This is a genomic window from Rhodospirillaceae bacterium (assembly GCA_040219235.1).
Classification (GTDB): Bacteria; Pseudomonadota; Alphaproteobacteria; order Rhodospirillales; family Rhodospirillaceae; genus WLXB01.
In genome coordinates this window covers 1-14,362 of the sequence record JAVJSV010000008.1, presented here as the reverse complement: position 1 = coordinate 14,362, position 14,362 = coordinate 1, and the positions used below count along the sequence as shown (strand labels likewise).

General features: G+C 46.6%; 14 protein-coding genes. 8 read left to right on the top strand and 6 right to left on the bottom strand.

All coding sequences use genetic code 11. The features are described from left to right. Positions 1 to 40 precede the first annotated feature (40 nt). The 6 genes from RIC29_03250 to RIC29_03225 all read left to right on the top strand — a co-directional run bounded on the left by RIC29_03250 (position 41) and on the right by RIC29_03225 (position 6,385). A complete protein-coding gene (locus RIC29_03250) occupies positions 41 to 970 on the top strand; it encodes a hypothetical protein (protein MEQ8733913.1) in 930 nt (309 codons plus the stop codon). Positions 971 to 1,141: 171 nt separating this feature from the next. After that, positions 1,142 to 2,944, top strand: coding sequence for an asparagine synthase (glutamine-hydrolyzing) (gene asnB / locus RIC29_03245; protein ID MEQ8733912.1), 1,803 nt, complete (start codon positions 1,142 to 1,144; stop codon positions 2,942 to 2,944). A 2-nt stretch (positions 2,945 to 2,946) separates the two neighbouring features. Further along, on the top strand, positions 2,947 to 3,933 hold the full coding sequence (locus tag RIC29_03240) for a hypothetical protein (protein MEQ8733911.1): 987 nt from the start codon (positions 2,947 to 2,949) through the stop codon (positions 3,931 to 3,933). 237 nt (positions 3,934 to 4,170) lie between these two features. Continuing rightward, positions 4,171 to 4,818, top strand: coding sequence for a hypothetical protein (locus RIC29_03235; GenBank protein MEQ8733910.1), 648 nt, complete (start codon positions 4,171 to 4,173; stop codon positions 4,816 to 4,818). Between the two features lie 9 nt (positions 4,819 to 4,827). Beyond that, positions 4,828 to 5,583, top strand: a complete 756-nt coding sequence (locus RIC29_03230; protein ID MEQ8733909.1) for a hypothetical protein — start codon at positions 4,828 to 4,830, stop codon at positions 5,581 to 5,583. Further along, entirely contained in the window at positions 5,576 to 6,385 is an 810-nt protein-coding gene (locus RIC29_03225; GenBank protein ID MEQ8733908.1) for a class I SAM-dependent methyltransferase, read from the top strand. Before RIC29_03230 ends, RIC29_03225 begins: the two co-directional genes overlap by 8 nt. Before the next feature lie 77 nt (positions 6,386 to 6,462). On the opposite strand, the gene RIC29_03220 is transcribed toward RIC29_03225, so the two are convergent. The 5 genes from RIC29_03220 to RIC29_03200 all read right to left on the bottom strand — a co-directional run bounded on the left by RIC29_03220 (position 6,463) and on the right by RIC29_03200 (position 11,574). Then, a complete protein-coding gene (locus tag RIC29_03220; GenBank protein ID MEQ8733907.1) occupies positions 6,463 to 7,062 on the bottom strand; it encodes an SIS domain-containing protein in 600 nt (199 codons plus the stop codon). Positions 7,063 to 7,220: 158 nt separating this feature from the next. Beyond that, positions 7,221 to 8,900, bottom strand: coding sequence for a CRTAC1 family protein (locus RIC29_03215; GenBank protein MEQ8733906.1), 1,680 nt, complete (start codon positions 8,898 to 8,900; stop codon positions 7,221 to 7,223). Positions 8,901 to 9,016: 116 nt separating this feature from the next. Beyond that, entirely contained in the window at positions 9,017 to 9,754 is a 738-nt protein-coding gene (locus tag RIC29_03210) for a hypothetical protein (protein MEQ8733905.1), read from the bottom strand. 2 nt (positions 9,755 to 9,756) lie between these two features. Further along, a complete protein-coding gene (pseI, locus tag RIC29_03205) occupies positions 9,757 to 10,857 on the bottom strand; it encodes a pseudaminic acid synthase (GenBank protein MEQ8733904.1) in 1,101 nt (366 codons plus the stop codon). 18 nt (positions 10,858 to 10,875) lie between these two features. Continuing rightward, entirely contained in the window at positions 10,876 to 11,574 is a 699-nt protein-coding gene (locus tag RIC29_03200; protein ID MEQ8733903.1) for an acylneuraminate cytidylyltransferase family protein, read from the bottom strand. A gap of 156 nt (positions 11,575 to 11,730) precedes the next feature. Here RIC29_03200 and pseB point away from each other — a divergent pair, with 156 nt between their 5' ends. Both pseB and pseC read left to right on the top strand, forming a co-directional pair. After that, positions 11,731 to 12,777, top strand: coding sequence for a UDP-N-acetylglucosamine 4,6-dehydratase (inverting) (gene pseB, locus RIC29_03195; GenBank protein MEQ8733902.1), 1,047 nt, complete (start codon positions 11,731 to 11,733; stop codon positions 12,775 to 12,777). 8 nt (positions 12,778 to 12,785) lie between these two features. Continuing rightward, on the top strand, positions 12,786 to 13,967 hold the full coding sequence (gene pseC, locus RIC29_03190) for a UDP-4-amino-4,6-dideoxy-N-acetyl-beta-L-altrosamine transaminase (protein MEQ8733901.1): 1,182 nt from the start codon (positions 12,786 to 12,788) through the stop codon (positions 13,965 to 13,967). Between the two features lie 106 nt (positions 13,968 to 14,073). On the opposite strand, the gene RIC29_03185 is transcribed toward pseC, so the two are convergent. Then, positions 14,074 to 14,362 (bottom strand): hypothetical protein (locus tag RIC29_03185; GenBank protein MEQ8733900.1); only part of this gene is annotated, 289 nt, incomplete at its 5' end.

Genomic DNA, 14,362 nt, shown 5'->3' with positions numbered 1-14,362 from the left:
AGCCATATAGCTAAGTATATAGTCTAAATTCGGATCTATTATGTCAGCTACAGTTGTATACGACCTAAGAGTTTTAGCACCCACTTTTGACTTTATTGGCTTTATGTCCATGGTCTATGGGTTGCTGGTTCTCAACTCGGTTGAGCCTAAAGAGATCGAAGTAATAATAGTTTGTGGCAAAAGTTTGAGGGGGGCTGAATTTAATGCGACAGAGTCCCAGGAAGAGCGGATTTTACAGAGGTTGTATGACGTCATTCTCCCTTTAACGCGGCTCCTCCCCTACATTAAGTCTACGAATGTTATTGATGCTCGAAGCAAGAGCTTGCATGTGCAGATGCGGGATATTTTTTATCCTAATCCGTACTCAGCTACTCAGCCAGAATTATATAAATATTATAAAAATCACATGCTCTATAGCGTGGCAAAAAGGACTGATGTTAGGGTCATTCAATGCCCAACTGAGAGCCTAAATGTGGCTAAAGGCATTCTTAAGCGCCACGTTGGTGTTGAAAACCCAGTTGTTATTACGATCCGGAACAATTTTTTGAGTCACGACCGCTCGCGCGATAATCTTCAAAAACACCTATCTATCGCGGAAAAGCTATCAGAGGATTTTCCAGTGGTATTAATACCAGATACTTCTGATCTCGAAACACCTATGCCAACAACATTACCCGTTGTTTATGAGGCTGCTCTTGATGTGGTAATCAGGGCAGCGGTGTATCAAGTGGCACATGCTAACATATGCGGTCCAACTGGGCCTGGGTCTCTTATGAGTCTCAACAAAGATGTTACTTATCTGCACGCAGAATACGCTACGGGTGAATACTATACAGAAGAGTGGTTCCGCAGAGAGGGATTTGTGCCTGGCTCTAATTTATTCTCTGAGAATAATCCAAAACAGCAAATCGATTTTGGGCCTTTAACCTACGAACGCGCAAAGAACTTTGTGTCCTCTCAGTTGAATTAATATCTCTTGAGAATGTTTGCCGAAATAACCTTTGTTCAATACCGCCAGTGCTCAGTTATCAAGGCATATATAACTGTGTAAAAAACTGATAATAATAAATATTAGAGTATTGACTGTATGCTATGTATGAATTTCAAGTGACTTAATCTACTACAACTAGGTCTAAAAAAGATGTGTGGAATAAACGGTTACCTCAATTTTCGCACACAGAATACACCAGAACGTATTCAGCAGATTATCGCTAAGATGAATACTGCTTTGGTGCACCGCGGACCCGATAATCAAGGGCAATGGCGGGATCCCGAAAATTTTTGCCATTTAGGCCACACACGCTTAAGCATTCTTGACCTTTCGCCCGCCGGCAATCAGCCGATGATGTCCGAAGATGGCAGATTTGTGATATCTTTCAACGGTGAAGTTTATAATTTTAAAGAGTTTCGGCTCATGTATGAGCGCAAGGGCAAGCAATTTAAAACAGGTACTGATACTGAAATACTTCTCCACGCTTTCACGAAATTAGGGCCAATAGTTTTCCAAGCCCTTGATGGGCAATTTGCTGTAGCTATCTATGACCGTCAGAAAGGGGTTGTAACTTTAGCGCGGGATCGTATTGGAGAGAAGCCTCTATACTATGCTTTGGACTCTGGGTTTTGTGCCTTTAGTTCTGAACTCAGAGCTCTATTGGCGGTTGATCAACTTGACGTACAGCTTTCTGAAGAAGCGCTTGTGCAGTATCTAACTCTGCGTTATGTGCCGCCACCCAAAACGATTTTAGACCCTATTAAAAAACTCCCTCCTGGCTTTTACCTTCAGATAGATAGAAACGGTAATAGTCGCGTTGAAAGGTATTATTCCTTTGAAATAGATCAGGATAACGCTCCAGGTCTGGGTGACTTGGACACATACTGTGATGAAGTTGAAGAAGCTTTAATTGACTCCTTAAAGGTCCGGCTAAATAGTGATGTCCCAGTAGGGGTTTTCTTGTCGAGCGGGGTCGACTCCTCGCTGGTCTGTGCGCTGCTTTCAAAAAAGCTTAATCAAAACATTAAGACTTACACAGTCGGTTTTTTTGGCGACGAAAATTCAGAGCATCATGTTGCTGAGAGTATATCTAAAGAGCTAGGCACAGATCATAGCACGCACATTTTTTCTGCGTCGAATTTTGACGTTATATGCGACAAAATCGGAGATATTTTAGACGAGCCTAATGGTGATAGAAGCTGTGTGCCGACTTACCTCTTATCAGAGTTTACACGTCAGCATGTAAAAGTGGCCATATCAGGGGATGCCGGAGATGAGCTATTTGGCGGGTATGGTAGATACCCCGGGGTTGCTAAGTCATTCGATGGTATGGCGCCTGGAAATGCGCGACAAAAGGTAAAGGCTTATATTGAGCAAGGGTTGCCCGTATTTCCTCCCCAAGCTGTTCAAGCCGCGTTTCCAGATGCATTTGAAAAGCTGAATGACTTTTATGAGGGATACGCACCCGCATTTGCGCATATTAGAAGGCCTTCAATTCATGCACTGCGACAGTTGGATCTCCATACATACCTGCCTGGAGCTGTTTTAGCGAAAGTAGACAGAATGAGTATGCAACACTCCTTGGAAGTGCGGACACCCTTCTTGTCACCAAAGATGCTAGCGCTAGCAAGTAAGGCTAGCGAGAAGGCGTGCTGGTCTGACGGCATACAAAAGGTTGTCCTCCGCAGAATTTTGTCAAAATACTTACCTGACCAACATGTTTATGCGCCAAAGCAAGGGTTTGGTATGCCCTCAAGCGTCTTCTTCAATAATAAACAACGGATAGAGGCTGAACTTAGGACGGCGTACCATGTTTTACGTGCGACAAATTTCTTTCAATCGCGTCATCAGGCTCTGGACGCAATGTTTGGTTCTGTGACAGCGAATATGAATTCTATTTGGGCAGTTGTGGTTTTATCGAAATGGACTCAGTCTATCGGTAGGGCGCTTTAGCAATGGATACTCGTCCGCCTCCTGAAGTGTTGTATCGGATGATGCGCGGCCTTATGAACAGCGCCATCAATAGCGCGAGCAATACTTTAGCGAAAGAGACCAAAGAGCGAGTCGATGTACTCGCTCAAAGGTTTGATGATGCCTGTGAAGGAAGTAATGATTCTGATTTAACAATCATCGTTTTCCATCTGGAACTCGAAGATGCCTACAAGAAAGTAGACTACGTTGACATTAGTTTTGATCAAAGCTTGGTCAACTATAAAGTCATTCTAGAGTATCACTTTCAAGCGTCTAGGATGTTTAATCCAAGCGCCAGAATCATTTTTATTTGCGGTCAAGGTGACGATGTCTCATTCGTGCCGGATGATGTTGTAATTGTTCGGCTACCTTTGAAGTCAGAATGGCTAATGTATGAGCGCGTTGTATCATTAACAGCTTATGCTCGGTCTAAATCGTTCACGTCAAACACGGTCATGCTCGACAGTGATGCTATACCAAATTATTCATTAAAAACTGTATTTGAACTGAATTTTGACGTCGCCCTGACTTACCGGCAACCATCTACTTTGATGACTCTTAATGAAGGCGTTATATTTGTAGGTTTTGGTGAAGATGGCAGAAAATCTCAAAAATTCTTTGAACGTTATTTGGCGACATATGAGCAGTTGTGTGAAAACGAGTTTGTTATCAAGCAGTATAAAGAAATTCGTCGTTGGAGAGGAGGTCAGCTCGCATTGAATGGCGCGGGTAAAGCGATAGGTTTTATGAGCGAGTTTGACCAAACCTATGCGAATGAAGCGTTGGTGCGCTACCTGCAAGGAGAAGACTATAATTTCTCTGTAATAGTGGGTGAATCGTATGATTTGGAAAGACTAAGACGTAAGTATATTCTACATTTAAAGGGGCCAATGAAGCCTGACCTCAAGGTTATAGTTGAGTTTCAGCGCTTGTGGCACGGTGAGCTTTTGGCTTCAGGTTTAATCCGTTAACCAGATCACTTTCGAAATTCTCGAATTAGGGAGCTTAAGCATTTACTTCGGCGTTGTGATTAGACATGACACACGCGTATAACAAACCACCTTAACGAGTTCCTATGATAGAGGGATCTTGGTTAGTGATTTATAATCCCATTCCAAGTATTGAATGGCTAATACCAACGGAAACCACGCATGAACGAACTGCACTTATCCACGAGTATGATAGCGAGATCGTTTTGGACTGAGTTAATGTCTTCTACGCGCGCTGAGGAAGCTCGTGAGTCCGCAGATGAAATATTCCGATATACGGATAGTATTCAGCCACTTTATGGTCAGCAAACGGGTTCAATTTCGCGCAAGTCAGCTGAACTCATCTGGCTCTTGGCGAGATATTTTGGGCCAAAGCAAGTTGCTGAGATTGGTACATATATTGGCCGTTCAACCCTGGCTTTAAGGTATGGTGCTGATCCGACACTAGAGTTCCTCGCGACGTGTGATGGCAGTTTTGATTGTTGGCAAGCGCCGCCTGACTTGGATGATTCCAAGGTGCAGTATTTCGGTAAGACGAATAGTGTCGATATGTTTCAAAAACTCATTAAGGACGGAAGAAAGATTGATCTCTTTTTGCTTGACGGTCGTATATCTGCAGCAGACTTAGAGGCGATTGAATCCTTAAAGACGGATAACTCTATATTTGTCATTGATGACTTTGAAGGGGTGGAAAAGGGGGTGACGAACGCCATTCTGCTGCGTGAGAAGTTTCCCAATTTACTACTATTATCCCCAGAATATAAGTTGTCGAATGGATGGAACGATGCTCATTGTCTGGCTGTTATGCTCCCAGCATCAAATATTAGACTGTCGTCTCAGCAACGACTTCCCTTATCTCTAATGTAGTCTTGAAGAATGAGCCAAATCGACAACGCCCTACATAAGGTTATCGAACCTTGGATCGTGTTAGCCAACAGTGTGTTGATTACGTGTTCCTGTACGCGAAACTTTACGCCGATTGAGCTTCTTAAAGCGCCAATGCGGTTTCGGGGTGAGAATTCTGATGGTGTCGTTAAGATTGCGGTGCCTAAAGGCTTTCCCACGATGGACGCCATTTTAGTATCTAGTGGTAGAGAGTTTTTATCGAAGATCAAAGACCTAAACTTACCCATGTCGACGCAAAGTCTGAATGAACAAACTGATATTTTCGCGATAAAACTCACCGGGGTTAAAGCTCTTGAATCCCTGTCTTACCTCGATCTCACATATTATCCCCTTTATAGATTTCATTCAGAGCATTTATTTTTTTATGCAGATAATCAGGTGGCTGCGTATGTTGGGGACTGTATTCGATTTATTATGCTGCGCAGTGGCTATCAGCCGATTATACAAAATGACGGCGATCAGTCTGTGATTACAGTTGGCTCAGGAATGAAGATCACTGTATTTGGAATGAGATCGCTAGAAAGAATACAAATATCCGACTCTGGACGTACTACTGTGTTCGACATCAAAGAAAAAAGTATAGACGTCGACTCACTCATGTACCCGTCTGTCTATACGGCTGGTGCTGAAATGCTGAAGACGGAAGGAAAACTCGAAAATATGTCTTTTTCTTTGTCGGACACGACGTTTTCACTAAAGGATTCGCCGGAGACTGTCAGTGTTTAGACGAGAAGTAGTCCCAAGCTCAGAAGACCCCGAAGTATTTATAGACTCAAAACTTGGAGATTCAGGTTACGTAGACTCTTTTGGGTTCGAGTGGACACAGATTGATGGCTTTGTTGGGAAAGAAGTCATGTCCCATGGTCATGTGTTCGGGCGGTTTATGCTTCCTAGGGAATTTTTTAAAGGAAAAACTGTTGTAGACGTGGGGTGTGGCAACGGTCGTATAGGCCGCCTCATAGCTCCGCTTTGCGCGTCTTATTGTGGTTTCGATTTATCAAAGGCTGTTTACGCGTTTCCAAAATATATTAGTAAGCCACCTCAATTCCAGTTATTGCAGGCATCAGGAACAGATACGCCAATAGCAAATGAGGTTGCTGACGTAACAATATGTTGGGGCGTACTCCATCATATGGATGAACCAGAGGCAGCCTTTCGAGAACTCTTCAGAATGACGAAGCCGGGTGGAACGATATTGATATTTATTTACTCAAAAGCGTTCGATGCCAGGAAAAACTTGAATACCTTTATTCGGGGACTGCCAGATGCAGAAGCTTACGACATCGTTCGGTCATTGTCGGATGGCTTAGATGGTTGGCGCGAAGTCGACCAGTTTTACGGTAGCATGCTTGGAAATCTTATGTCACTGAGTGTTAAGCACTCCCGAGAATGGCAAATTTTTCAGTGGTTCGATGGTATAACTCCCAGATATCATTGGTCATTAGAGAGTGATATTCCTAAATGGGCAAAGAAGTATGCTAAAAATTTTATTTCTTATAGACCGGGTTGTTTTGTGATCACAACTTAGTGCAAAGACTTAGTAAATATGAGTGATTCGCCTCTGGTATTCAGAGCATTTTACTCTTAGCGTTTGAATGCCAGGAACTAAACATCTCCTCTATGTTTATAAAGCCACTGCATTAGCAAGTGACCAACGACCATCTGTATGTCTTCAGAGATCTGCATGTCATCTATGGCTACGTGTATGGAATGTTTTGCAAGCTTAAGTGACTTACCTCCTGAATACCCCAGAATAGCGAAGCTCTCTAAATCTGCCTCATTGCAATACTCTAATGCCTTCAGAATGTTGGGTGAGTTGCCGCTGCCAGAGAGCGCAATGGCAATGTCACCTGGTTGCGCAAGAACCGCCAGTTGATAAGAGAATATATTCTCATACCCTTCATCATTCGCAAGACACGTTGTCACTGATCCGTTTGCAGGAAGGGCTGTTACGCGCAGACCACTTCCAAACGTTTTGGAAATTCCATAAATCCAATCATTGGCTAGGTGCATGGCGTTGCCTGCAGACCCACCGTTGCCGAACAAGAAAACCTGTCGCCCTTCTTTCCAGGCGGCCAATAAAGACTGTGCAAGCGTCTCTATGGTCTGAATTTGCAGTTCCTTAGTCGCCGCAGAAAGACGCTCAAAATAGCTATTTGTGAATGTCTCAAAATCGCTGCTGGCGGTATGCGCCTGATCTTCCATTTTAGGTCCTCAACTTAGCAATTCATTTGTATTTTTCAGGAATAGCATGTCCTGAGCTAAGCGACATCAAAAGATGGCGATTAAACATCAAGAGTGATTACTAACCTTGCTAATAATAAAGTAAAACGAGCCTAACAATCTTTGAAATTTAATATGAGTTAGGCTTCAGGCTCTAAGATTTCAATGATTTGGCGCGCTTTCACGTTTTTCAGAACCTGTTTAATCCCGCTTGGCCAATCAATCTCGATATGTTGCACAATCTCACTTCCGCCTAGGCCAAACATCAGCACTGGATCGTTGCTTGAGTTGTACCCATGTGCGCTGGTTTGCTCCCGCATCTGTGTCAGTGAGTCGGTGGTGACACGCACTTTTGCACCATAGCCGTTCGTGTTGCTTTTGGTGCCTGTTAATCTCACCTTGAGCCACGCATTGTCGTTGCTTTGGTTGATTAATAGATGGTTCTGCTGTGGGATATTCACCCGTTCGCCATCGCTGTAGTAAGTTCTGTTGGTTACCACGAGATCGGGAAACCCATCCATGTTGATGTCGGCGGATCCAACACCACTGCCGATCCCAAAGCCCTCAGCGCCAGACCCGACGGTCACGTCCGTAAAAGTACGGTCTCCATTATTCATGTAGAGTTTATTCTCAGCCGGTTCCCAAGCAATGTAAAACTGCACAAATGAAGGCATCTGGCTGATGACATCATTAATCAGCACGTTCGAGAGGCCACCATTATTGACGTAAATATCGATCCATCCATCGTTGTTAAAGTCTGCCATTGTGCAACCACGTGCACCACCGGCATCTCCAGTGCCACTGCTCAACGTAATATCTTGAAAATTAACTTCACCGGTGTCTGATAATTGACTCACAATCAGTCTGTTGGCTTGGTCGGCCGTCGGCAAATAGAAATCAAGATCGCTGTCATTGTCGATGTCCCCAATGCAAGCACCATTTGCGTTTCCAGGGTTCAAGAAGGCAAATCCGTTTGGACCTCTTCTGTTTGTCGTGATGTCACTGAACGTTCCATCCTTATTGTTCAATAAAAGAACATTGGCATCGCCTTCATTTGTAATAAGAAGATCAATCCAGCCATCGTTATTAATATCGGTCCAGTTGGGTGAGCCCTGTGAATTGGCTTCTAAGACCTTACCTTGTATAGCAACGCCGGACTTCGCTGTGACGTCCTGAAACGTGCCGTCGCCTAAGTTCTCGAAAAGCGCGTTTTCGACGTCATAGTCAGCACACTTCCAGAAGAGATCTAAGTCGCCATCGTTATCATAATCTCCCCAGGCCAATCCTGCACCGGTGTTTCCTATGCCTCCAATACGTTGATCTTCTGCATTCCCCTTTCTCATAATTCTTGCAGCTCGTGTCACGTTTTCAAAGTCAGCTACGCCTGTTTCCACCAGTAGGTTTCTATAAACAGTGGTTGGGACATGATTGCTCCGGTCTTGTCCTGGAGGCATGTTAGAGACCGCGAGGTCCTGGTCTCCATCTCCGTCGAAGTCGCCCCATGATGCGCCTCTGCTAAAACTTCCATGGTTCGCAACACCACGTTGCTCTGCGACATTTGTGAAGCGACCCGTTCCGTCATTTTCCCAAAGTCGGTTATTGATCCCAGCGGCGAGGGCTTCTGCCGGAATGTAGATATCGAGATCACCATCATTGTCGTAATCGGCAAACGCGGGGCCAGTGCTGTTGACGGCAAAGTCAGAAAGTCCAGCCTGTTCACTGTTGTCTACAAACTGAATGGGCTGTGTTTGGGCAAATGCCGAGCTTGTTAAACTTAGGAGAACGAGAGCGGCATAAGACAGCAGAATTCTATAGGCCATATCCGGGCATACCTTTTATAGTTACAGGCCATATTGACTGTAGAATGAAGCGCACCCAATACATCGAATAAAGCTATCCACTATGAGAACAGCTCAGAACACCCTGAGTGCATTGATTAAATCTCCAATTCCATCAATGAGAGCGCTTTCAAAATCACGTTGGTACTTCTTGATAAGTTGCTTGCTACGTCTTTCATGAATTGACAAATCTGAGACGCTGGCACGACGCACAGGCTGCTATATTCGTCGCTGGGGCGGTTGGAAAAGTAACCTTCTATCTCGCGTTGTCTGGCGTCTAACTCTATACCGATGACGAGGTCCAGCGCCCCCGTTTTCTCGTTCGCTATGCCTCCTTTGAGTTGTTGCGTGCTGATTCTGCTTTCTGGAATGCCAAGTTCTTCGCGCATCTCGGTTTCAATCAGAACGGTCGAGGATAAGTGTGCACCGTCAACAATGCAGGAGTCATCAAAAGTCCCAGAAGGGGCGAGTTCCCAAAGCCCTTTGTCTAAAGTCACTTTTGAGGAGCGTTGGGCAAAGATGATACCATCCTTACAGGTCAACACGCCGCTGCAGGCGAGGGGGCGCACATATAGTGAATCGGATGTCCACGCATTATTAATCTGAGCATGAAAATACTTAAATTCCGTTGGCCTGACTGTAATGGTTTGTTCATTGTAATCTTGAATAGAAAAGAGCCGACCGTTAAACAGCGCGTCCTGGTCGTTCTGCACAGTAGATTGCCAGAATTGTTCAGCCTTGACCCGTGCGGCAGTGGGTATAACTAGATCTTCATGATCAATGTTGATACGAACGTCAGGGGCAAAAGAATGCCAGGTGATGAGCGTGTTTGTCATCACTAAGTGCTAGACGAGTTCTGGAGAGTAATCATTTTCCAATCTAGGGCTTCGCCGCGTTTTAAGTCTCTGGCGGCGTTTGCACTGAGCACAGTTTTGAGGTGCTTGGGCGCCAAGCCATGGCCTGGGCGAATCGATTTGACGTTCTCTCGCGTGAATAATGATCCAGCAGGAATATCTGAGACAACGTAAAGCGATCTTCTAAAAGCGAGACTGCTTGCTTCTAAAGCCGTTGGGCCTTCTCTGACCACTCCGCGCGCGCGCCAGGCTGAGTGGCAGTCAGTCACAAGTGCTTTAAGCTGATCTGGCGTGAGCGAGAAGTCTGAATCTGGCGTTGTGGGCGTAACGCTATCGATAACATGTTTCTCAATAACGCAGGCCCCAAGGGCACAAGCCGCGATTGAAGATACGTTGTTTACTGTATGATCAGAGTAGCCTACGGGAACGTCAAACCTCTGACTCAACGCCGGAATCGAATGTAAGTTTGCTTCTGTTGTGTTCGCGGGATAGGCGCTATTGCACTGCAGAAGAATAATTTTGTGAGCACCGGCTGTATAAGCGGCATCAAGGGCTTCTGAGATCTCTTCACTGGTGCATAGTCCCACCGAAATGATGAGGGGCTTACCGGTCTGTGCGCAAGCAGCAATAAGCTCGTGATCAACAGCCTCAAAGGATGCGATTTTATAAGCTGGCGCCTCTAAGTCCTCCAGCATATCAACCGCTGCTTTATCAAATGGGCTTGCGAACGCAATGATTCCGCGCTGTTTGCACGCTGCAAAAAGCTCTGGAAACCATTCAAAGGGTGTGGCGGCTTCTTGATAGAGTTCGAAGAGCTTACGGCCCTGCCAAGGGCCCTGGGCGGTGATCCTAAAGTCCTCTAGGTCTATATCCAGGGTCAATGACTCAGCTGTGTAAGCCTGAAATTTTACAGCATCAACGCCTGCTTTAGCGGCTGCATTTATAATTCTAATCGCGCGGTCGAAGTCACCTCCATGATTGGCGGATAGCTCAGCAATAATAAATGGCGGGTGGCCAGAGCCGATGGTCCGATCGGCAAGGCTCACGGTTTTCGTGGAGAGGATATTCGAAGGCGCAGCTGTCAAAACGTATCCTGCCGTTTGCTAGGGCGTGATTTCGGCATAATAGCGCACCAATGCCAGATCGTCTTCCGTGTCGATATCGACTGATCGACACCGGGGCATCATGTGGCCCCGTAAACCTGGGCCATAGAGCGTTTTATGCTCCAAGAAAGCTGGTACGTTGACAGCGTAGGTCGAACCGTTGCCAAACAGGTAAATTGGTGCGTCCTGAGAGTTTTTAGAGATGGCGTCCGGCCATACGGGCTTCAGTATGCCGTGTTCATCAACAGCTAATGCTTGGTGTATGGGGCGGTCGGATGCACTGACGGCCATGGCAAAGTCACATGTTCCTGGAACGATGAGGTTTACAACAGCTTTAATGTCCTCTGCTTGGCGCAGGGGCGCGGTTGCATAAAGACAGGCGAGAATATCCCAGCGCTGAGGTATGCGCTTCTCGTGATCAAGCACGTCTATCAAAACTGGTGCCGTTGCGACAGAGTCTCCTGCTAAGTCGTCTGCCCGAAGATACGGTGTTGCGCCAAAATTCTCGGCAATATCCAATATTTCTTGATCTTCAGATGATACCAGAACCTTTTCAAAGCAACCGGAGTCAAACGCCGCTTCAATAGTATGGGCAAGCAATGGTTTTCCACCCAACTCTATGAGATTCTTACGAGGAAGCCGTTTGCTGCCGCCTCTCGCCGGTATAACGGCGATGGCACGATACCCTAATGATGACATGGACGTATAATCCGTATGATCGCTATTTGATTTTCGCTGCCACACTAGGCGTATTTTAGAATATGCTGAAGTCTATAGTGCGATAGTTGCGATCAATAGATTTGTCGTTCTTGCCCATTAACTCGTGCTTTTTCTAAAAAAGTGAGGCCATACGGAATGCTAGCGTCGTTTGCACCAACTGGGCCATCTCTGGAGGCTCTTAAGTCTGAGTTGAATGGCCGTAGTGTGCTGGTTACAGGGGGGACGGGGTCATTTGGCCATGCCTTTGTAAATGCGTTGCTCAAAGTGGTGACACCACGACGTTTGATTGTGTTCTCAAGGGATGAATTTAAGCAGTCAGAGATGCAAAGTGCGATTGATTCGAAGCACAGTAAAACGCTAAGGTTTTTCATCGGTGATGTCCGCGACCAGCAACGTTTAGAGCTTGCTTTCCGTGATGTTGATGTTGTGATCCATGCCGCAGCTATGAAGCAGGTTGCCACGGCTGAATACAATCCGTTCGAATGTATTCACACCAATGTCATAGGTGCAGAAAACATCGTGCGAGCCTCTCTTAATACCGGGGTGAAGAAGGTCCTGGCTCTGTCCACAGACAAAGCTGTGAATCCTATAAACTTGTATGGGGCCAGTAAATTGGCCGCAGACAAGATATTTACGGCCGCCAACCACCTCAGCGCAAAATCTGGCACCCGTTTCTCAGTTGTGCGTTACGGCAACGTTGCCGGGTCTCGTGGCAGCGTCGTTCCCGTTTTTCAGCGCCTTGCGGCGGAAAAGGCGGCTACTATTCCTATCACGGACCCAAGGATGACGCGGTTTTGGGTGACGTTGGCACAAGTATGTGACTTCGTCATGGCTTCACTTGTGCGCATGGAAGGTGGTGAGATTTTTGTTCCCAAGATCCCCAGCATAAAGATTACGGACCTCGCCAAGGTATTGGCACCGATGATTGATCAAGAAATCACAGGAATTCGGCCAGGTGAAAAGCTCCATGAAGTGCTCATCTCAGGCGATGAAAGCTATCTGACTTTCGACTGCGGGGATCACTATTTAATCGCGCCTGCTTTTGACAACATGTTCGGCGGCAAAAGGCAGGCCCCGATAGCAGGTACGCCAGTGGCAGAGCGTTTTTCATATACAAGCGATGATAACACCGACTGGATGGACGTCGCGTTCTTAGAAGCGCTGCACCCAAAGGCTAGTTAGCGCTTCAAATGCCAAAGAACCGCATTCCTCCGCTGCCCTATGGCCATCAAAGCATCGATGAACAGGATATTGCTGCGGTTGAACGTGTCCTTCGTAGTGATTGGATCACGCAAGGGCCGGTTATAGAAGCCTTCGAATCTGCAATTTCTGAATACACAGGTGCCAGAAATGCGGTTGCTGTGTCATCCGGCACAGCTGCCTTGCACAGTGCATGTATGGCGCTAGGGATCGGTGTTGGGGATGAAGTCATCGTCCCCACGCTGACGTTTGGGGCTACAGCGGCTGCTGTACGCTTGTGCGGTGCCGAAGTACGCTTTGCTGATGTTAATCCGCAAACGTTAGGACTGAGTGCTGAGACAGTTTCGGTTAAGACAACGGCCAAGTCTAAGGCTCTGATTGCGGTCGATTTTGCCGGACAGCCGTGCGATTGGCAGGGGGTAAGTGATGTTGCTTCTGAGATGAAGTTGGCCACTGTCGCAGATGCCGCTCATTCTCTGGGGGCTATCTATCGCGAGAAATCTGTCGGCACACTCGCTGATGCGACGTGCTTCTCTTTCCATCCTGTCAAAGCGATAACCTCTGGTGAGGGCGGGATGATTGTTGTGCAATCAACTGAGCTTTGTGAGCGGCTACGCAAGGCGCGGCATCATGGCGTGGAACGTGACGCGGACAGGTTTGTGTCGTCAGAGGATGAACACATCGGACCGTGGTATTACGAAATACAGGAATTGGGCCTCAACTATCGCACTTCAGATATACACGCGGCTCTTGGTCTCAGTCAGCTTAGTAAACTTGATGCTTTTTTGGCGCGCCGGCGGACACTGGCTGCTCGTTACAACACCGTTTTTTCTAAGTCCGATTTGCTTGACGCGCCCCATGTTTTCTCTGATAGGCAAAGTGCTTGGCATCTCTACGTCATAAGGCTGAGGCTTGAGGCCTTATCCTGGGGCCGTCGTCGCGTGTTTGAGGAGCTCCGGACGCAGGGTATTGGTGTGCAGGTCCACTATATGCCCCTTCATCTCCAGCCATACTACAGTATGCGTTATGGGCATAAACGCGGGGATTTTCCCGTGGCAGAGGCCTATTACGCCGCCGCGATGACCTTGCCGCTTTACCCCGCAATGACAGATCAGGACGCCGATGATGTTATACAAATCGTGCTTGAGACCCTACAGCGCGCTAAACGGTAATTTGCACCTTAAGACTTGGCGTTGAATAAGGCTGTTTGCGCAAGCACGAAAAAGCCCACCATGTTTCCATGGTGGGCTTTCTACGAACTGATAAAAGCTAGAAGGTCTAGCGCTTCCGAGCGGCCGGACGACGTTTGGCTGCCGCTTTAGCCTTAGGAGCTGCTTTTTTCTTAGCGGCTGCTTTACGCTTAGGAGCTGCTTTTTTCTTAGCGGCTGCTTTTTTCTTAGGAGCTGCTTTTTTCTTAGCGGCTGCTTTTTTCTTAGGAGCTGCTTTTTTCTTAGCGGCTGCTTTACGCTTAGGAGCTGCTTTTTTCTTAGCGGCTGCTTTTTTCTTAGGAGCTGCTTTTTTCTTAGCGGCTGCTTTACGCTTAGGAGCCGCTAAGAAAAAAGCAGCT